The following is a 20,437-nucleotide window of genomic DNA, read 5'->3' on the forward strand; positions in this document are numbered from 1 at the left end:
GAGGCGTCGCGAAAAAGTGTGAGCAAAGTATAACGAATTATGGTGCTAAAATTCGATAAGTGTGGGACATGGGTAAGAATATCATTTTGTTTGCAAAGATCGGAGGTAAACTATTTACAATTGAATAACTAAACCGTTATCATTTTTCGGTTACCCTTTCTCCCATATTAGGCATCTAATGAACAACGATAAACGCCCTCTATATATCCCTTATGCTGGTCCTGCTCTACTAAGTACCCCTCTTCTAAACAAAGGCAGCGCATTCTCTGCTGAAGAGCGCAGTTCTTTCAACCTTGAAGGCTTGTTACCGGAAACAACCGAAACAATCCAAGAGCAAGTAGGACGTGCATACAAGCAATATTGTAACTTCGAAAGTGATATGGATAAGCATATCTACCTTCGTAACATCCAAGACACTAATGAAACGCTTTTTTATCGTTTAGTTCAAAACCACATCTCTGAAATGATGCCTATCATTTACACGCCAACAGTTGGCGCAGCATGTGAGAACTTCTCAAATATTTACCGTCGTGGCCGTGGTCTGTTTATCTCATACCCGAACCGCGATCGTATCGATGACCTACTGAACAATGCGACAAACCACAACGTTAAAGTTATCGTGGTTACGGATGGTGAGCGTATTCTTGGTTTGGGAGACCAAGGTATCGGTGGCATGGGTATTCCAATTGGTAAACTAGCACTTTACACAGCTTGTGGCGGCATCAGCCCAGCTTACATGCTACCAATCGTGCTCGATGTGGGTACAAACAACCCGCAGCGTCTTGCTGACCCAATGTACATGGGCTGGCGTCACCCTCGTATCACAGGTGCTGACTACGATGCATTCGTTGAAGAGTTCATCCAAGCGGTTCAACGCCGTTGGCCTGATGCATTAGTTCAGTTCGAAGATTTCGCACAAAAGAACGCAATGCCACTGCTTGAGCGTTACAAAGATCGCATCTGTTGTTTCAACGATGACATCCAAGGCACAGCAGCCGTAACGGTTGGCTCTCTACTTGCAGCATGTAAAGCAGCGAACAGCAAACTGTCAGACCAACGCATCACCTTCTTAGGTGCGGGTTCTGCAGGTTGTGGTATTGCTGAAGCTATCATTGCTCAAATGGTGTCTGAAGGTATCAGCGATGCACAAGCTCGCTCTCAAGTTTACATGGTTGACCGTTGGGGTCTGCTACAGGAAGGCATGCAAAACCTGCTTGATTTCCAACAGCGTCTAGTTCAAACCAACGCGAACACCAAAGATTGGGAAAGCGACGGCACTGGTTTCTCTCTACTAGACGTTGTTCGTCACGCGAAACCTACGGTTCTGGTTGGCGTATCTGGTGCTCCGGGTCTGTTCAGCAAAGAAGTCATCAAAGAGATGAACCTACACTGTGAACGTCCTATCGTGTTCCCACTGTCAAACCCAACAAGCCGTGTTGAAGCAACACCAAATGACATTATTCGTTGGACTGATGGCCAAGCACTTGTTGCGACAGGTAGCCCATTTGAGCCAGTAGTTCACAATGGCACGACTTACCCAATCGCTCAGTGTAACAACAGCTACATCTTCCCAGGTATTGGCCTTGGTGTATTAGCTGTGAATGCTTCACGCATCACTGACGAAATGCTAATGGAATCAAGCCGTGCACTTGCAACGTGTTCTCCACTAGCAATCAATGGCACAGGCGCTCTACTTCCACCATTAGAAGAAATCCACACGGTATCGAAGAAGATTGCTCTTGCTGTTGGTAAGAAGGCGATTGAACAGGGCGTTGCTCTAGAGATCACTGAAGAAGCACTGCAACAAGCGATTGACCAGCACTTCTGGCAGCCAGTTTACCGTCGCTACAAGCGCACGGCATTCTAATAAAGCGTGCTGTACTTTGAATAAAGAGCGTTAACTCCTCTTCTAAGAGCCTCTGCCATTGCAGGGGCTTTTTTCTTTACACTGTCTTGTCTTTTTAACTGATTTTTCTCATTTTTATTTGGTATTATCGAGCACTCAAAAATTAATGCTCAGTCAAAGGACCATACCGAGAGTGAAATTTGATTCTCACATTTTCCGTAGCCACTTATTAAAAGCTTACAAAAAACAGCAAGGTTTTCTGTTTGGCGCTTTCCTCGTGTTCTTAGTAGGCAGCGCTGCGGTTATTGCGATCGATTATTGGGTTTCATGGCAAGCAGAAGATCGCATCATCTACGATATAGATGAAGTGCCCGAGCTTGAGGTCGCCGTTGTGCTTGGCACAAGCAAATATTTAGGTAGAACACTCAACGACTATTATAAGCACCGAATCGAAGCGGCAATTGAGCTGTTCGATCGTGAAAAGGTAGACCAATTTCTACTGAGTGGCGATAACGCTCATCGCTCTTACAATGAACCGTGGACGATGAAACGCGACTTGTTAAAAGCGGGCGTCCCCGATGAACGCATCAATCTAGATTATGCGGGGTTCAGAACCCTAGATTCGATTGTTCGCGCCAAAAAGATATTCGATACCGATAACTTCCTAATCATCACTCAGAAGTTCCACTGTGAAAGAGCGCTATTTATCGCTAACTCTTACGATATTAATGCGCAGTGTTTGGCGGTTTCAGGACCAACCCATCATTCAGGAACCTCAATACGTTTACGTGAAGTGTTTGCACGTACCAAAGCGTTTCTTGATCTGTATATTATTGGTACTACGCCAAAATTCCTTGGCCCTAAAGAGCCGATCCAACCCAGTCCAAAACCAGAATCATTGCCGATTCCTAGCCCTATTGCTGACCCCAATGCAAACCCTATAGCAGACCCCACAGCAAGCCCTACTGAAAATCCGATTGCAACTCCTTCAGTAAGCCCTATTTTAGAGCCAGCAGAGACCGATGTGTAGAAAACTACACATTTTGAATTTGTTGCCTCACACTTCCCCATTGTTAAGCAAAAACACACCAACACTCCTTTATTAACTTGAGTAACATTCTCCCAACAAAGTCTGACCCTACATCAAGTCTATATACCTCGAAAATAATAAGCACCGCTCAACGAAGTCGTGCACCAATAAAACGAGGATAAACAAAAGGAGCGTCTTATGACGGCACTTGTTACTACACTGAAACACTGGTTGTTTACCCGCAACAGCATGATATTAATTGGTAATTTCACGCTATTTGCAGTTTTGCTCAATTCCCTGCCATTCGAAGCGCAAGTGAATACGGGTTTAAGTATTCTCGTGTTCGTTGCCATTCTATGGTTAACAGAAGCTATCCACGTCAGCATCACCGCTTTGCTCGTTCCCCTATTGGCTGTCTTGTTTGGTGTATTCAACACGCCCGCAGCACTGGCTAACTTTTCGAATCCCATCATATTCTTATTCATGGGCGGATTCGCGTTGGCAGCCGCACTGAACAAGCAAGAGCTGGATAAAGCGATAGCTGACAAAGTATTGCTCATAGCAAAAGGCAGAATGTCGGTAGCCGTGTTCATGTTGTTCGGTGTGAGTGCGGGTTTATCCATGTGGATCTCAAACACAGCCACCACAGCAATGATGCTCCCTCTTGTACTAGGCATCATGAACAAAGTTGACCAAAGTGAAGACCGTAACACCTATGTATTTGTGCTACTAGGCATCGCTTACTGTGCTTCAATCGGTGGTATCGCAACTTTAGTAGGTAGCCCGCCAAACGCCATTGCTGCCGCAGAAGTTGGCTTGAGCTTCACAGAGTGGATGGCACTTGGGCTACCTATCTCGATGATCTTACTGCCAATCACGATGATTATTTTGTACGTGATGACTAAGCCAAAACTTGACCACAAATTCGAGCTAGACCATGCACCTGTCGAGTGGACAAACAGCAAGAAAATCACACTGTCTATCTTCCTTTTAACCGTAACGCTTTGGATATTCGGCAAGCCGATCAACGCAATGATTGGCGGGTTCTCTAAGTTTGATAGTTTGGTAGCGATTGGCGCCATTGTACTGCTTGGCGCTTCTAGAGCCGTGGAATGGAAAGACGTTGAGAAGACAACGGATTGGGGTGTACTTATCCTGTTCGGTGGTGGTATCTGTTTAAGTAACATTCTGAAAGCGACCGGAACCAGCGTATTCCTAGCACACTCACTAAGCGGATTTTTAGAAACAGCAGGTATACTTCTTACGATTCTAGCCGTAGTAGCGTTCGTGGTATTCCTAACGGAGTTTGCGAGTAACACAGCGAGTGCGGCATTGCTTGTCCCTGTATTTGCAACCATTGCTGAAGCGCTGGGTATGTCACCTGTTATCTTATCTGCACTGATTGCGATTGCCGCATCTTGTGCCTTCATGCTACCAGTCGCGACACCACCTAATGCGATTGTATTTGGCTCTGGTCATATCAAACAAAAAGAAATGATGCGAGTAGGTATGGTGTTGAACCTAGTTTGTATCCTAGTTCTGACTCTGTTCGCTTGGATTTTCTGGTAAACACTAATGTCCTATAGACGTATGTTTATAGACAAGTGCTTATAGGAATGCCCCTTCTCAAAAAAAATCTGGTTGCAGCTTCCCCCGGCTCAACCAGTACAAAAATGCCCGCTCTGCTAACAAGATCCGTTTAACTAGCAAGATCAGCCAAACGGGCATCTAAAAACAAGAAACGCTTTTCCCTTTTGGTGGCCCCGCGCCACCTTTTTTGTTTTGGCTATTGGGATAAGAACCATAAAAACGCCACACGTCACATATGCACGTGTGGCTTATAAACCAATAAACTCTACTTCCGATTAGTGGCTCAAGATCACCTGATTTCGCCCTGAATGCTTCGCTTGATATAAGGCTTCATCAGCGCGGGCAATGGTCTCTGTCACCCGCTCTTGTTTCATCTCGGCAATGCCGATACTGCAAGTGAGAGAATCCCCATGAATCCAAAGATGTTGGCTAACCAAAAGTCGGATTTTCTCTGCCTTTCTCTGCGCTTCGCCAGCTTCGGTTTCAGGGCAAAAAACAATAAACTCTTCACCACCCCAACGTACAAGTTTGTCCGTCGCACTGATAGAGCTGCCAACCACCATACTGAATTCACGCAAGATATGATCACCCATCAGGTGTCCGTATTTGTCATTCACACTTTTAAAGTAGTCAATGTCCAGGTAGATCATACTTAACTTGCCGTGGCCTTGCTTCACCTGTTGCGACTGCATTTTCAACCAATCACGAATCGCGTGTCGGTTAAGTATCCCTGTCAATTCATCACGATGAGCCTTTTCAGAAAACTCGAAGTTTTGCTCTCTCAATGCCCGATTGACGTTTTTTAAGTGATGGTGTCTTTTTTCAGCGATCGCGATACGTTTTCTTGAGCGGTGTAATTCTGAAAGCAGAAACACAGTGCCGGTACCGACCCAGATAAACAGCAAAATCAGGAACAGACTTTCAGCCGAAATATACGAACCCTCAAACTCAATACTTCGAATAATTATCCGATGGTGACCTAATTTAGCACCAGAAGCAGTAGCAAACTCAACCATGTTCACATTTGAAAACTCGGGGGCTGAATGCTCTAACGCAACCTCGTTATCCGCTAACCACCACGTCATGACTTGCAAGTTTTTGATCGGGATCTCGATCACGCCACCATCGATTCCTGGAGAGAACTCCATCCCATTGTACTTATGTGTGTACTCATCATCGGGAACCGAATAAGCAGGATTGTAATTACGTAGGTACGTTCTCAGACGACCACTAGAATCAGCCTTCGCATGGTAATCAATATTGACTCTAAAGGTGTGGTACTGCGAAAGGTCAAGACCAGTGGTTATATCTGGGCTAATACGAATCGATAGCCCACAGTAAGGCCACGGATATTCGGATTTTTTAAGCTCACAATCGAGAATATACTGCCCATTTTCATAGGACAATTGGGAGGTACTGACTCCTCTATCAACTTGATCGCTGGTCGCGATAAATTCATATTGTTCAGGAGTAATTGTTGTTATCACACGATTTCCACTTACCTGGTAATACTGCACAATGGCAAGTGTTGCGATAACTAGAAAGATAACAATTTTATGAATCCACTTCACATCTAAGCTTCCGGCTTTTGGTCCCTATAGTTGGGATTTGACGATATAAACAAGCAAAATTAATCATTAGATTGCATACTAACAATTGACTTAAAAACGTTATATCACACCTTAACAAAATGTCATACTATAATTTAGATGGCGTATTTCCAGTCAATTATTCACTGCATGAATCAAGTAATATTGCGTATAAATAGAGGCTCTATTTGTTATACTCATCGCATAATCATCGTTAACCGTAGCGACTGCTTACAAGGCGTTCGAGTCGACGAAATAATAATCAAAATACAACGAGTAATGTCATGTCTTTATTAGCAAAAGGAACACTCAAGAAAATGAGTGCTTCCCTTGATGGTGCGGTTACCTACCGTTTACCTGTAGGGGAAGAGTTTGTAGAGCTAAACCCTCTGATTGGAAAAACCATCAACCTTACCCACACTGGTAATATTTTTTGTTGTTCGTGTGGTAAGAAAACTAAGAAAAGCTACTCTCAAGGCCACTGCTTTGTGTGCATGAAAAAGCTAGCAAGCTGCGACATGTGCATCATGAAGCCTGAGACTTGCCACTACGAACAAGGCACTTGTCGTGAGCCTCAATGGGGTGAAGAAAATTGCTTCGTCGATCACTTCGTTTACCTGTCGAACACATCAAGCCTTAAGGTTGGAATCACTCGCCATACACAAATCCCTACCCGTTGGATTGATCAAGGAGCCACTCAGGGCCTACCTATTTTGAAGGTAAAAACGCGTCAGATCTCTGGTCTTATTGAAGTCGAATTAGCGAAGCACATTGCTGACAAAACCAACTGGCGCACGCTGCTAAAAGGCGACGGTGACGATATGGAGTTGGTTGAAAAAGCCAAAGAACTATTGCCACTTGTAGAAGATAAGATTCAAGAGATCAGAGCGAAATTTGGTGATGATGCTATCGAGGTGCTCAGTGAGAGCACTACTTCATTGAGCTACCCAGTTGAACAGCACCCAGTGAAAATTGTATCGCACAACTTTGATAAGAACCCTGAAGTGACGGGCGTACTTCAAGGTATTAAAGGTCAATACCTTATCCTAGATACTGGCGTGATTAACATCCGTAAATTTGGCTCTTACGAAGTGGAAGTGTCTGCCTAATTTATAGAACTTAAGCGTTTCTCATAGTTAGAGGCGTTTCTTATAGTGAGAAGCGTTCAGTTAATAGCCAAAAAATAAAATGCCCTCAAGTGATGACTTGAGGGCATTTTTCGTTGTCGATTCTATTCGTCTTTGGGTGACGGTTTTAGGCGTTAAAGCGCGACTACATCTCCGTCTACGCAATTCTTGCCATTGGCTTTCGCGCGATAAAGAGATTGGTCGGTTAAATTCACGAGTGCGTCAATAGTGACACCGTCTTCACACGCTCGGCTATCGCTGATTCCGATACTCACGCTAGAGTTAAAACGAATTTGTTCACCCACTTTGAACTCGACTTGATTGAACTGTTGGCGAATCTCTTCTGAAACTTCGAGAGCTGTTTCAAGAGACGCATTTGGGATAAATATAATGAACTCTTCACCACCCCAACGGCCTGTTACTCCACCGACTTTCTCGGCATTGCGCTTAGTTATACCAGCTAAAGCACAAATTACCTCATCACCCACCATATGACCATAAGTGTCATTGATCGACTTGAAGTCATCGATATCTAGTAGCATACAGACAAGGTAGTTTTTAGAGAACATATGCTCTCTCAACCATTCATAAATCGCCCTACGATTAAGCAGATCCGTCATTTCATCGTAATTCGCTTGGTGAACCAACTGCTTCTCCAACATCACCTTTTGAGTCACATCTTCGAGTACCACTTGAACGGCCCGCTGACCTTTCCAAGTAATTGCATTATCGTAAATATTAAAGAAGCGATGAACACCGTCAAAGCCAATGTTTTCAACCACGGTACTGGTTCCCGACAACTCACCCGACACGATCGCTTGATAGTGTTTATAGATGCCGTCGCTATTCTGCTGTGGCACTAAGTCAAGAATCGAATCCAGCGCTAAGACTTGCTCTATGGAAGATCCACCTTGCAGTTTTACCCATGATTGATTGACCATCAGTGGTTTGAAATCTCGGTGAACCAAGATGCCCTGCCCTGATTGCATGATCATGTCGTGATACATCTTATCTTGCTCACGCACTGCGTTTTGCAGCTGAATCGCAGGGGAAAGATCGATAACCGTGACTTGCAGTGCAGGTCTTCCTTGCCACTCCGTCACATGATCGATAGAAAACACGGTAAACTCTCTGCCATTGCGATCAATATTGGTATAGGTGTGAACCTGAGGGTCTCGTTGACCACTGACCGTTTCAAGGTAATTTTGATAGGCTAAAACATGGTACTCTTCTGAGATGAGATCTAGAAAGCTATCGATATCAGAAAGTAGTTCTTCCGGTGATTGGTATCCATAGATGCGAGCATAGTTAGCGTCAACACTCACTACATTCATATCTTGAATCGTTATTACACCGTACGTGGATTCGAAATTTATTGAAGACATTGCCAACTCCGCATTCTCGCTACACTTCATAAGCCGAAGCATAACAACACATCCTGCCAACGCTTCCACACAATCTATCACGCGTTAGGGACATTAATATAATATCTAGTATATCGTACTGCTTTGGGCTTCTCTACAACTCAATCGTAAGCTTAAGTCATCAAAAGTAGACAAATAGCACCTTCTTATTACGCACATCAAAAAACAAGAAGGATATTGTATAGCTATGTAAGCATTATCTATTCGGTTATTCATTCCAATCCGAAAAGTGAGAGACTAAGAAGTCGATAGCCAGCCTTGCTCTCTGTGGAAGAAAGCGACGGTTTTGATATACGATCCAACTGCTTGTACCTGCTCCCCAATACTCTTCTAGCACTGGAACGAGCTTTCCATTGGCAAGACCTCCGTTGAAGCTGCTTTTGGGAAGATAAACAATGCCAAGCCCTTCTTCACAAGCTTTAAGTACCGCACTTGAGTTATTGCTTTTCCAACGCCCATGTACGCGCACCGCGTTTAACGGTTTTCCATCTTTCTCAAACAACCACTGATCACTGTTGGCAATAATACAGCTGTGCAACTTCAACTGTTCAGGCTGTGTTGGAGAACCGAATTGATCGATGTAGTTCTGACTCGCGGCCGCTGCCATTGGGCGATCCACCAGCTTCCTTGCCACCAAACCAGAATCATCAAGTCGACCATAGCGAATCGCGAAATCAATACCATCTTCGATGAAGTTAACCATATTGGTATTGAAGTTCATTTCGATAGTCAGATCAGGGTGGTCTTTCGCAAATTCCATCAGCGCCGCGGCAACATGATTTTCAGCAAACGCACCCGCAGCACTCACACGCAAAGTACCGCTAAGTTGAGTTTGTTGAGACGTGACTTGTTCATTCGCCTGTTGCAGCCCGATAACCAGATCTTTGCATTGCTGATAATAGGTGTGACCCGATTCGGTCAGGCTCACCATTCGTGTAGAGCGTGCAAGCAGTGCCACACCCACTCTCTCTTCTAACCTTGAAACTTGACGGCTTACATGACTGGTACTGCAACCCAGTTGTTTTGCTGCTGCAGAAAAGCCGTGACACTCCGCTACCGCCACAAATTCATTAATACCTTCAAAGCTATCCATACTTCACCTGTTTACATTTAACGAGTTCACATACGACTAATCCACATCCACTATTGCTATATAGCAATAATGTTTTGCCTACACGGCATATTATCACTCAAATGGTTTACTACTAGTATTACAGGTAACGAAACAGCGGTATCTAAATTGAAAGCTTTGGTTTTCTAAATAAAAGCCACGACGCTAAAACCAAACAAACGTGCTCAAAGGAACGAATCATGAAAAAAATACTAATCCCAGTAACTAACCACGCAACATTAGGCGATACAGACCAAGCGAACGGTACTTACGCTCCAGAACTGACTCATGCACTGAAAGAGATCATTGCTGCGGGTTTTGAGTACGACATCGCGTCTATCAAGGGTGGTAAAGGTCCACTGTATGGAACCGATATTGAAGGTGATTCAGTAAACGCAGAGATCTTGGCTGACGATGACTTCCAGAACCGTATTAACAACACGATTCCTGTAAGCCAAGTAAACGTAGAAAGCTACGATGCCATCTTCTACCCAGGTGGATTCGGTCTACTTTCTGACTTAGCAACCGACGAGCAATTCGCAGCTATTGCGGCTAAGCACTATGAAGATGGCGGCGTGATCGCATCTGTATGTCACGGCCCAGCTGCACTGCTTCCGATTGTTTTGAGCAACGGCGAGAAGCTATTAAGCTCTAAATCGGTGACTGGCTTTACTCGTGAAGAAGAGATCGACTTTGGCACCATCAACGACATTCCATTCCTACTGGAAGAGTCTCTTGCTCGCAGCGCAGCGCGTTTCAACAAGGTTCAACCTTGGCAAGAGCTTGTGATTGTTGATGATCGAGTGATTACTGGCCAAAACCCAACCAGTGCGCACGCAGTAGGTGCAGCTCTCGTTAAGCAGTTGTCTTAGTTAAGTCATGGAGTTAATCGAGTAACGGTTTTAGTCTTAGTAACCGTCCTAATAGAATAACTGCCGTTAAACAGATATAAGCTCGATCAAATAAAAAGAGCATACTTCCTACTCAATATTTTTGAGAGAAGTATGCTCTTTTCTAATTCTGTAGCTATTAAGTGCTAGTGGCTTCGTAAGATCCCTTCAAGCACATTAAACAGCAAGTCGATCTCTTCAATAGAGTTGTAATGCATACAACCAATACGCACCACGCCCTGCTCTTCAATACCCAACTGCTTCACTAACCCTAATGCGTAGAAGTGACCATTCCACACACAGATATTATGTTCACCCAGCTTCTTGGCGATGAACTCTGGAGAATGGTTCTCAAAGGTAATCGCAAAGGTTGGGGTTCTTAGGTTCGAATCAAATTCGGTTTTTCCGTAAAGCGTTGCCCCTTCTAGATCAGACAAGCGTTTAAGGAAGTACTCACTGAGTTGGCTTTCATGCTTATTATAAAGCGCGTAGCTTTGCTCTAAACGAGAACGCAATGAATCGGCGGGATCACCTAATTGCGCTAAGTAATCCACCGCCGCAATCACACCGGCAAGGCCTTCAAAGCTTTGTGTTCCTGTCTCAAATCGACCTGGGCCTATATTGGTTGCAGGCTCTACCTTGTAAGGCTTTAAAGTATGCAGCCATTGAGGCGCAACATAAGCAATACCCACATGCGGGCCGAAGAACTTATACGCTGAACACGCTAAGAAATCACAATTCAATTGCTGAACATCGACCAAATGGTGTGGCGCGTAATGAACGGCATCGACATAAACCTGCGCACCATATTGATGTGCAAGCTCAATAACTTTTGCCATATCGACAATCGAGCCCGTCGTGTTCGAAGCAAACGTCACCGCGACAAGCTTGGTTTTCTCGTTAAGCAGCGATTCAAAATGCGCCATATCCAAACTGCAATCCGACTCGTCTACACGAACTTGGCGAACAATCGCGCCTTTGTCGTCTGCCGCTTGCTGCCAGCTCGACACGTTTGAGTAATGATCTAGCGCAGTGACGATAACTTCATCGCCCTCTTTCCAATCGCGGCTGATCGCTCGGCTTAGTTGGAAGGTCAGCGATGTCATGTTCGCTCCGAACACAACGTTGCCAGAAGACTCCGCATTGAGCAGTGCTTGCGCCGCTTCTCGCGCTTGCTGCATTAAACTTGTGGTCTTTTGGCTAGAAAAATAGTGGCCGCCTAGGTTTGAATTGAAATGCCCTAGGTATTCGGTCATTGATGCTAAAACATTCTCAGGCACCTGAGAGCCGCCCGGCCCATCAAAGAAAGTGACTGGCTTGCCATTATGATATTGGCCTAACGCGCTAAACTGTTGGCGCACGTCATTAAGAGTGAAGGACATTGCGCGCATCCTTAGCCGTTAGAACAAACACATCCATGTAGCCCATCTCGCCGTGGTCTATGGTACGAATCGGTTGTGCATTGTGCCAAAGCTTACTATCAGCAAGCATTGCCACCTCGCCATCTCCTAACACTTTTCTAAAAAATGGCGCTTCGTGGCTATCTTGATAAAGCATCACTTCACCACCAACGATGTTGTGACGAGTAACACCAATGATCGCGATGTGGTCAAAACCGTCTTGGTGAACACCTTCTGGTGCAACCTGAGTTTCTTCAAAAATAGCGGCAATGCGGATTTGATGGATTTCGATTTCTTGTCCGTCTTCAAGCCCGTTGGTTTCAATAAACAGTTCACACATCTCTTGCATGCCTTCGCTGCTTAGAATATTCGCTTCAATCGGCTCGAACTGACGAACAACATCACCTTGAAAGTGATTAATGTTTTCAGACTGAACAAAGTTATGTTTGTCTAGCTCAACGACTTGTCCATTACTGAATTCAACCACTGAGTACCTTCTCAATCGGAACTGGCCATCTGCATGCTCTGTGCTTGGTAGCTTAGAGAATGAAGGTGACAACTCCTTAACTGCATGGTTACTGAGGTGGGTAATATGTAGGGTATTTTCGTGAGCATGTAACATCATCGACTCCTTAATGATTGTTAATTAACTTTCGATATTTAACGTTTTGTTTACATAAAGGATACTTGAAGATCTTGCCAAATCAACATTAAACAATCATTTATCCCGTCAGATTTAATAATTCAGACACTAAGTCCAATCTAGAAATAAAAAGCAGTGTATAACACCAGAATAAAAGATGACCAACTCTTAAAACTAGCACACTCCACTAGCCAGTTATAAATACCTACAATTTAAATAATAACGATATTATTAACTAGAAAGGCAAGTTTCATATTGTGTCGGCCCTTTCACTTCAATACGCCAGCCTCCTTGCATGAACTCAGGCACCACGGTTGTCATCATTTATTTCTATGATTTGCACATCGAAATACGACCTACCTATCAATTGCCAAGCTATTGATTATTTACACAACAAACTAAAATTGGTTAATTTATCAGTAAGCCAGAAACCAAACGCCTTTGCTTGCGCGTCTGGAACAGGTCGAGTTCGGGGGGAACTCGGCCGCCCTCAAATGGCTCATTTCTTTAGAAGAGCAACTTGATAGTTCTTTTAGTCTCGAAGATTTTTGAAGTGGAATGTTACGGGGGGATATTGGCTCAGTCGTATCTGAAAACCTGAACATGAGGTATTTGAAGTCCGCCACGACAAATGATGTAATTTAGTAATAAGCGGCATGTGTTCACAAATGCAAGCCGCTCTTCCATAACACGGTGTCCAAGTTTACCAATTCACGGAAGTTTTTTAAAAATCATGAAGTAACATTCCTTGAGTGGTATGGATAGAAAGTTCAAGTTCTACTCATCTAAGTCACATCGGTCTGCAAAGTTTTTCCAAAATGCAGCCGTTGAATGGTTATTTTTTCTTAGAGCTTTTGAAAGACAGTCAGTGTACCTTTGTGTGATTTCAAATAGTGATTGTCGAATTAAACTCAGATCATTGTGATATTTTTCTTGCTCATAGTGCTCAAGAAAAAGAGGTACAGGTAATAAATTAATTAAGTGGTCAGTAATAGTATTTGTGACCGATTCACTATTGGTCAACATTACAAGTAAGCCGATAAGTAGTTGCTCAACAACTTCTGTTTTATCAGTAAAAATACCCGCAATAACCATTTTTTTCAAACAGGCAATGATTAAATTGATAATATTTGTTTTTGACCACTGACTGTCAATGTGAGACTGACAAAACTTGATCAGTATTGTTAATTTTTCGTCACTACCGTACTGTATTAATTCCTCCATACTATCGAATGACATTGAACTAATGTTTGAGTGACAATTTAACCAAAGCAAGTTGTTGATAATTTGAAGATCTTTATTTGAAACAATAATCTCTAGGAAATCTTCAGGCATCAATGCCTCTATGTTCGGCGCAAAGAGCTTGAGAATGTTCCTTGTTCCTGCATCTATAGCGAAGAAGCCTATTTCAAGCTGTTCAGCTAATGCAATGCTTAGCAGGAAGCTTTCGGTACATATACCTCTAAATTTGAGCTTTAAGTTAAGAGGTATATCCAAGTTGCTGTCACTATGTACCTCGGTCTGTTGAAGGATATCTAACAGGTTCTCAATGACGTTTGTCGGTACGACACTATTTTTTCGCTCTCCTTCTTTTTCAAAGTACACTGTGTCATGTGATTCATGATAAAACGGCCATTGATCTTTGTGAAAGTCACAATATAGTGATAATGACTCATACACAGCCTTTGTCATATGCCATGTGTAACCTTTGAAAGCTTGATAACCTATATATGCTAAATATATAGCCGTAGTTTCATCGATAACGAAATCCCTACAACCTACTTTAGAGTGCTCCTCATTAATCGGGGTTATGTGGATTGTTACATCTTCACAAAGTATGGCTGACATCGCTTTTTCTGCGTAATCCTGACCGTTTAAGTATTTGTATTTAAGGTCTATAGGGATCGGTTGCTTCATTTGCGGAGCTAATTTATCTCTTTGTTCCCTGAAGGTAGATGTTACTTTATGTAGTTCTTCTAGTATCTCTTCACCTGTAGCATCCTCTGGAAGTCTTAGCATGTGAAAAACTTCGCTTTCATCTTCATCCATGATGTTTTGTGCAATGTGATAAGCTGCAATCACGGGGAATAATTTATCAACTAAAGTACAAAGTTTTACAGGCAATAAAATTGCATCCCCTAATTGAGAATGACTTAGTTTAGTAGCCACTACTCCACTAACATCAATTAGATATTGAGGGTTGTTTCTTACAAACCGAGTAGGAACCGCTATTTTTATGTACGATTTATAGTTTTCTTTGTAATGGTATGCGTTGGTATATTTTCCAGAGTTAAACGACCAGTTTTGTTCATGGAAGTTTTGGTTGGCATGCATTATTAACTTGAAATAATGCTTGGCATTTGAATAGGGATCATCCAAGAACCAATCGAGAGCTTTTTCGGCAATATCTTCAATACGGTGTGAATGGTAAAACATTAGTCGCCACGAATACTCCCCAAAGCATTCATCAAAAATATTGGAGGGTAATTCACTTGTTAGCTCATGAGCTTTGCTTGGGTTTTCTTGATGAACGGTCTCTAAGTATTGCCCCCATAAATAGACTAGATTCCTCTTTTCATAAGTCTCTAGGGTGCGATCCTCATATCGTTCTATATTTTTTCGAAGCAAAGTCGCTGCTAGCTCATAGTTTTTTTCTTCGTTAGCAAGCAAAGAGTAGAGTGTTATTATTTCTTCTTTTTGCTTTTCCTCTTCATTCAAATGAGACAAGCGTTGAGTAACGGTATTGTACTGTCTGGCTTGATGTGAACAGTTTAGATATGAAAAATAAGTATCTGAGAGCCAAGGAAAGTGATCGTTAAAGCCTATTTGATAAAGCTTTACTGCTATTTCTACATGTCCATTGTGCGCAAAGTGAAACGCAACGCTGTCGATAAAGGAGATGCTTAAATCTGCGTCTTTAAAGTAGTTGTCTATGCAGTCCTCAACTTGAGTATGAGGAAATTCATGATTTGATAAAATTGGACAGCTGATAGCAGCCAAAGCTAGTAGGTTAGCTTTAGCCCCCATAGAGGCTTGTTCGGATAACCTATCGAGGGTTCCTATTATTCGTTCGCTATCCCCACTTTGGCAGAGCAATCCGACAACAGGTAAATTACAAAAGTTTTTATCTGTTTGATTTATTAGTTTTAGCGAAAGTTCTTCTGGTGACAGCGAGTGTATGTTTTCAAACTCATTTAAAGGAGTTTTAGTCAGCACAGACTTCAATACTTCATCATCGAAATAATTTCTTGTTTCTATGTTTATTTGGTTATTTTCCAGACAAGCTCTTGTTACTGCACAAGTATATTGAGTGTAATGAAATAGCTGGCTAAGGATGTTAATTAGTTTAAAGTCAGGCGCTTTACTGCTGCCAATCAGCTCTATGAGTGAGTCTCGTAGGTTATCAAACGTAGACTTATCTTCAGATGATAGACAGAAATAATCTTTATTGAGAAAGTCATTAGCATTGACGCACTCTAAGATGATTCTTTCTCGTTTGAAATCAGCTAGAGGCTTTAACTCTCGCAATAGATCAAGGATGCCTTGGCTTTCGGCTATCATTGAATATTCGAGCGTTTTTTCAAATAAAGCACCAAGAATGAACTCAGGTAATTCTGATTGTCTGGCTACAAGGTTACTTACATAGCCCTCAGTAGCAAGCGTTTGCAAATAAATATACTGAGGTAACGTTTGTTCAGGGATTCTTTCAAAGTATGCTTCGGCGGCTTCTTTACCATTTCTAATCTTGATTAGTTTAAGTATTGCAGCGTTTGCTAGCTCCTGTGCAAATGTGGAGTAGTTTTCAGATTGAGAATAACCTTCGACTCGTTCCTCATCATTCTCAAGGCTTTCACCACTCATTAGGATTCGAAGGGATGCAATAGCCAGCTTTGCTTCTTCATCTAACGTCCCCATCATACTGAGGAGGCTTAGTTTTTGTATCCCACTATGATTGTCGTTTTGCCTGAAATCATCTAGAGCATCAATGATAGGTCTACTTATAGCACTTAATGATACGTTATCACTGATCTGGACTTGAAGCTTATCTATAAAAATTTCAGCATCAATAACTTTGTTACCGCCAAATGCGTCACCTGTACCGCTGCTGGTTATATTGTAGGTGTTCATTGATACCTCATAGTGTGTTCTGATTTTTTGTAATTAGGGAATATAGGAAGACCCACACTTTAATAGAGCCTCAATTGACAAACATACGTTAAGGCTATCGTGATTTATTCAAAGGAAGGTTTACTTATCTTTGATGTTGATTTGGTTGCCCATGATCTTGTCGCCATTAAATGCATCACCACTTCCGTATGCATTAATATTGATTACAGTTTGAGGTTTTTCGTTTAATTGGGCTATTACCTCTTGAAGGACTTTTGATGACTCAATTAGTCCAGCTAGCTCTTCTGGAGATGCTGACTTCTTGTATTCTTCTTTAGATAGCTCTTCAGCTATTACGGCAGCGACCTTATCTTCAAGATTAACAATATTGTCTAGACCTGCCTTGATGTAGCTAGCTGTTAGTTTAATTGGAGATGACACTAATTCGTACAAAGCTCCACCAATGAGAGCGCTGCTTACAAAATCCATATTTTTCACTTTTAAATCAGTTTGTTGAGAAGCTTATTATACAACCGTTCTTTATTGAGCACTACACATACAAGCTTCTTCAAGGTCAACTTCAAATCAACGTAAGGTAAGTTTGATTACTAGAATAAGACCTCATCTAGTTTACTGAACGTGGCCATAGCCCAACACTCCAAAGCCCTAAAACCTTTGCGTGTTTTCACTGATCTTCCAGCCACGAAAACGTTTGTCTCCATTAAGTTCTAAACTATAATCTCAAAGCTAACTTAATGTAACGAAAAATCATGGAGTTACGCTTACTTCCAGTACCCGAATGGCGATATAGTGGCGGCAAATTTTAATCACAAGAAACAGGGGTTGTGTCGCAAACAAGGGGGTAGGTTATGCTCACCCCTCAACATTCTTCAGCTTTAACATTATGACTATTAAGTTTACTGGCCGTCACTTCCCTTCTGAGATGGCTTTGTTGCGTAATTCAGTGGAACTAAATCCAGAACCTACGATCTGATCAGCTACATTCACTCCCTCTCGTAGCCCTATGCCTAAACCTCGTTATAAAACAACCAACTGGAAGCAATACATCCAATCCTCATTAACCATGGCTCTCTGACATTTTGGATTGATGAAGAAGCGATAAGTGGCTGGGCACAGAATAAGCGCTGGAGGCCACGTCGATTCAGTGATTTAGCCATCACGACAGCGCTCATGGTGAAACGCGTATTTTCTATGCCACTGAGAGCGCTGCAAGGGTTTATCGACTCGGTATTTAGACTTCCCCACGTTCCATTAAGTTGTCCGCCTTACACTTGCATCAGTCATAGAGCTAAGCCGGTTGAGGTCTCATTTAAGACAAAAGCGAGAGGAGCAATACAGCACCTAGCCATTGATGCGACTGGCCTTAAGGTTTATGGCGAAGGTGAATGGAAAGTCAAAAAACACGGGACAGATGGTAAGCGGAGAGTTTGGCGAAAGCTGCATATTGCCGTCGATACAAGTACTCATGAAATTATTGCAGCCGAGCTAAGTTTATCGACGGTTACAGATGGAGAAGTGCTTCCGAATTTACTGAAACAAACCATGCCGTGGCATCCTAGAGGTGTCTGGTGATGGCGCTTAGGACACGAGAGCATGTCACGCTGCTATTAATATTAAGCGAGCCGTTGCGCTTATTCCCCCAAGAGAAGGGACAGCCTTTTGGGAGCGTGGTCACCCTAGAAGTCTCGCCGTGGGTTGCCAGAAGTTATACGGCTCAAATAAGTATTGGAAAGAGTGATATGGATACCACAAACGCTCACTGTCAGAAACAGCGATGTATCGAGTTAAACAGTTGCTAGGAGGACGATTGAGCTTAAAAAATTACAATGTACAGTTGGGAGAAACTTACGCGATGATAAAAGCGTTGAACAAGCTTACGGGGTTAGGTATGCCTGAAACTTGTCGTATTGACTAAAAAGCATACGAAACGGGGTGCCTCTATCTCTAAATTTAATTACGCAACAAAGCCTTCTGAGATCAGACTACAGTCCGTTCGTTACTGTGTTTCCTACAAGCTGAGCTACCGTGAAATTAAAGAGGTGTTAGCTGAGCACGGCATCAGTGTTGACCACTCAACATTGAACCGTTGGATCATTAAATACGCTCCCCTGCTTGAGCACCAGGCACGTAAATAAAGAAGCCAGTCGCTTCTGCGTGGCGAATGGACGAGACATACATTAACGTCAAAGGTCAGTGGAAATATTACTATCGAGTCGTTGAGAAGCACGGTCATTTCATTGATTTTTTACTCTGCAAACGCCGTGATGAGAAAACGGCTCGCGCCTTCTTTGCCAAGGCAATCTGCTATAAGGGTTTACTAGGAAAAGTGGTTAGCGATAAGAGTGGTGCCAACGCGTTAGCGTTACATAATGTCAATGTTTAACTCTGGCTGATGGGAAATCAGATGAGGGAGCCAGTTCCACCCTGGCAGGCGTGGAACTGTGGTCGATAATTAAAAGTGAACAGCTCGATAATCCTGAAGGCTTATCTGCTTGGGAGCAATTTTACGCCCTAGCAACCTAATTGCATCTGAAGATCTGTACACTTGTACTTCGTCATAACTTTGCGACACAACCGTATTAATGGTACAGATCACATTACATCAAAGCCACTGATTAGACCAGGCAACAAACTTTTCATGATATTCTGTCCCGCTTTATTATTACCGTCTATTTGATATCAATTGATTAGCACCATTATTCATCTTGCCTAATCGTTATCATGACTTTTAGTTTCAAAAATAAGAGTAGTATATGAAGCCTAGAGCACCTTTATTCTTGCTTGCAATCACCATTATTTATATTGTTTATTCATTTCTTCGAGGTTATACCGACTTACATATATCGAGCGTATTTACTCCACTAATTTTGTTCCCGTTTGCAATATTACACGGTAGTGTCTATTGCGGTATAAAGAAAATGTCATGTTTCTTTCTATTAGTCTTCGTTGTCAGTGTTTTCTACGAAAGCGTTAGTATTTCAAGTGGATTTCCTTTTGGTCACTATTATTATTCTGACCGACTAGGAATTAAAATATTTGACGTCCCATTAGCAATCATGCCGACCTACTTCAGTTTGGGTTATGTCTCTTGGTTTATATCAACCATCCTTCTTAATCAGTTTGATAAACCGATACAAACGAAAAGTAAAGCAATCATCATCTCTCTTACTGCCTCATTTGTAATGGTTTCATGGGATGTCGTTATGGATCCTGTGAATTCGCTCATCAAATCGCTGTGGGTCTGGACCGATCCTGGTGTGTATTTTGGCGTTCCGTTAAGTAATTTCTTTGGGTGGTTTTTATGCGTATTTACCTTTTATTTGCCTTTCGCATTATGGTGCTACAACGATAAAGTACATTTGAAGCAGATCCCGCCCCATGGTTACTTATACCTGCCCTCAATCATTTACGTTACCATCATGTCAAAATACATCCTTTGCTTCTTGTTCAAAGACAACCTTGATGTCGCCACTTTGCATGGCGAAATTTTTAGCTCAAAAGACATTTATGGAAGTGTGATGCTTATTGGTATCTTTACTATGCTGCCAATCGGTATCCAATCTATCTATAAGATCTACCGACACCGCAGTCACTCGCTCTGAGCGACAAGAGTTCTTTAGTTCACACAATACGGTACTCACATTGTTTACACGCGCTAG

The 20,437-nt window shown here is 42.6% G+C and carries 13 protein-coding genes and 2 pseudogenes; 8 read left to right on the forward strand and 7 right to left on the reverse strand.

Annotated elements, in window-relative coordinates:
• Window positions 1-178 precede the first annotated feature (178 nt).
• From ACED25_RS16840 to ACED25_RS16850, 3 genes are all read left to right on the forward strand, one after another.
• The gene (locus tag ACED25_RS16840; protein ID WP_055318335.1) at window positions 179-1,867 is read left to right on the forward strand and encodes an NAD-dependent malic enzyme; all 1,689 of its coding nucleotides are present in this window, start codon (window positions 179-181) and stop codon (window positions 1,865-1,867) included.
• Window positions 1,868-2,039: 172 nt separating this feature from the next.
• Entirely contained in the window at window positions 2,040-2,876 is an 837-nt protein-coding gene (locus ACED25_RS16845) for an ElyC/SanA/YdcF family protein (protein WP_371695732.1), read from the forward strand.
• Between the two features lie 198 nt (window positions 2,877-3,074).
• Window positions 3,075-4,445 carry a DASS family sodium-coupled anion symporter gene (locus ACED25_RS16850; RefSeq protein WP_009846474.1) on the forward strand — a complete coding sequence of 457 codons (1,371 nt, stop codon included), beginning with the start codon at window positions 3,075-3,077 and terminating at the stop codon, window positions 4,443-4,445.
• Between the two features lie 296 nt (window positions 4,446-4,741).
• Here ACED25_RS16850 and ACED25_RS16855 read toward each other — a convergent pair whose 3' ends face one another.
• Window positions 4,742-6,037 carry a GGDEF domain-containing protein gene (locus ACED25_RS16855; protein ID WP_102257343.1) on the reverse strand — a complete coding sequence of 432 codons (1,296 nt, stop codon included), beginning with the start codon at window positions 6,035-6,037 and terminating at the stop codon, window positions 4,742-4,744.
• Between the two features lie 302 nt (window positions 6,038-6,339).
• Here ACED25_RS16855 and ACED25_RS16860 point away from each other — a divergent pair, with 302 nt between their 5' ends.
• Window positions 6,340-7,164: a DUF2797 domain-containing protein gene (locus ACED25_RS16860; RefSeq protein WP_135380643.1), complete on the forward strand. Its 825-nt coding sequence runs from the start codon at window positions 6,340-6,342 to the stop codon at window positions 7,162-7,164.
• A 152-nt stretch (window positions 7,165-7,316) separates the two neighbouring features.
• Here the strand turns inward: ACED25_RS16860 and ACED25_RS16865 are convergent, their stop codons facing one another.
• Together ACED25_RS16865 and ACED25_RS16870 are read right to left on the reverse strand one after the other, a co-directional pair.
• Window positions 7,317-8,567 carry a diguanylate cyclase gene (locus tag ACED25_RS16865; RefSeq protein ID WP_371695734.1) on the reverse strand — a complete coding sequence of 417 codons (1,251 nt, stop codon included), beginning with the start codon at window positions 8,565-8,567 and terminating at the stop codon, window positions 7,317-7,319.
• A 247-nt stretch (window positions 8,568-8,814) separates the two neighbouring features.
• Window positions 8,815-9,699, reverse strand: coding sequence for a LysR family transcriptional regulator (locus ACED25_RS16870; protein ID WP_371695735.1), 885 nt, complete (start codon window positions 9,697-9,699; stop codon window positions 8,815-8,817).
• A gap of 218 nt (window positions 9,700-9,917) precedes the next feature.
• Between ACED25_RS16870 and ACED25_RS16875 the strand changes: the two genes are divergently transcribed.
• Entirely contained in the window at window positions 9,918-10,589 is a 672-nt protein-coding gene (locus tag ACED25_RS16875) for a type 1 glutamine amidotransferase domain-containing protein (protein ID WP_371695736.1), read from the forward strand.
• Between the two features lie 164 nt (window positions 10,590-10,753).
• Here the strand turns inward: ACED25_RS16875 and ACED25_RS16880 are convergent, their stop codons facing one another.
• The 4 genes from ACED25_RS16880 to ACED25_RS16895 form a co-directional block, all read right to left on the reverse strand.
• Complete coding sequence (locus ACED25_RS16880) at window positions 10,754-11,989, reverse strand: cysteine desulfurase-like protein (RefSeq protein ID WP_371695737.1); 1,236 nt, start codon at window positions 11,987-11,989, stop codon at window positions 10,754-10,756.
• Window positions 11,973-12,629, reverse strand: coding sequence for a 2OG-Fe dioxygenase family protein (locus tag ACED25_RS16885; RefSeq protein WP_029223059.1), 657 nt, complete (start codon window positions 12,627-12,629; stop codon window positions 11,973-11,975). The genes ACED25_RS16880 and ACED25_RS16885 overlap by 17 nt, the downstream gene beginning before the upstream one ends.
• 798 nt (window positions 12,630-13,427) lie before the next feature.
• Entirely contained in the window at window positions 13,428-16,778 is a 3,351-nt protein-coding gene (locus tag ACED25_RS16890) for a hypothetical protein (RefSeq protein ID WP_371695738.1), read from the reverse strand.
• A gap of 120 nt (window positions 16,779-16,898) precedes the next feature.
• Window positions 16,899-17,246: a hypothetical protein gene (locus ACED25_RS16895; protein ID WP_371695739.1), complete on the reverse strand. Its 348-nt coding sequence runs from the start codon at window positions 17,244-17,246 to the stop codon at window positions 16,899-16,901.
• 535 nt (window positions 17,247-17,781) lie between these two features.
• Here ACED25_RS16895 and ACED25_RS16900 point away from each other — a divergent pair.
• The 3 genes and pseudogenes from ACED25_RS16900 (at window position 17,782) to ACED25_RS16910 (ending at window position 20,380) form a co-directional block, all read left to right on the forward strand.
• Window positions 17,782-18,693 (forward strand): annotated as a pseudogene (locus ACED25_RS16900) (IS5 family transposase).
• A gap of 25 nt (window positions 18,694-18,718) precedes the next feature.
• A pseudogene (locus tag ACED25_RS16905) lies at window positions 18,719-19,301 on the forward strand (IS6 family transposase).
• A gap of 230 nt (window positions 19,302-19,531) precedes the next feature.
• Window positions 19,532-20,380, forward strand: a complete 849-nt coding sequence (locus ACED25_RS16910) for a carotenoid biosynthesis protein (RefSeq protein WP_371692655.1) — start codon at window positions 19,532-19,534, stop codon at window positions 20,378-20,380.
• Window positions 20,381-20,437: the final 57 nt, after the last annotated feature.

The organism is Vibrio sp. 1F263 (assembly GCF_041439035.1).
GTDB lineage: Bacteria > Pseudomonadota > Gammaproteobacteria > Enterobacterales > Vibrionaceae > Vibrio > Vibrio tasmaniensis_A.

Coding starts and splice junctions, on each gene's coding strand:
- ACED25_RS16840 (WP_055318335.1), top strand. CDS start 179: ATGAACAACGATAAACGCCCTCTATATATCCCTTATGCTGGTCCTGCT.
- ACED25_RS16850 (WP_009846474.1), top strand. CDS start 3,075: ATGACGGCACTTGTTACTACACTGAAACACTGGTTGTTTACCCGCAAC.
- ACED25_RS16860 (WP_135380643.1), top strand. CDS start 6,340: ATGTCTTTATTAGCAAAAGGAACACTCAAGAAAATGAGTGCTTCCCTT.
- ACED25_RS16865 (WP_371695734.1), bottom strand. CDS start 8,567: ATGTCTTCAATAAATTTCGAATCCACGTACGGTGTAATAACGATTCAA.
- ACED25_RS16870 (WP_371695735.1), bottom strand. CDS start 9,699: ATGGATAGCTTTGAAGGTATTAATGAATTTGTGGCGGTAGCGGAGTGT.
- ACED25_RS16875 (WP_371695736.1), top strand. CDS start 9,918: ATGAAAAAAATACTAATCCCAGTAACTAACCACGCAACATTAGGCGAT.
- ACED25_RS16880 (WP_371695737.1), bottom strand. CDS start 11,989: ATGTCCTTCACTCTTAATGACGTGCGCCAACAGTTTAGCGCGTTAGGC.
- ACED25_RS16885 (WP_029223059.1), bottom strand. CDS start 12,629: ATGTTACATGCTCACGAAAATACCCTACATATTACCCACCTCAGTAAC.
- ACED25_RS16890 (WP_371695738.1), bottom strand. CDS start 16,778: ATGAACACCTACAATATAACCAGCAGCGGTACAGGTGACGCATTTGGC.
- ACED25_RS16895 (WP_371695739.1), bottom strand. CDS start 17,246: ATGGATTTTGTAAGCAGCGCTCTCATTGGTGGAGCTTTGTACGAATTA.
- ACED25_RS16910 (WP_371692655.1), top strand. CDS start 19,532: ATGAAGCCTAGAGCACCTTTATTCTTGCTTGCAATCACCATTATTTAT.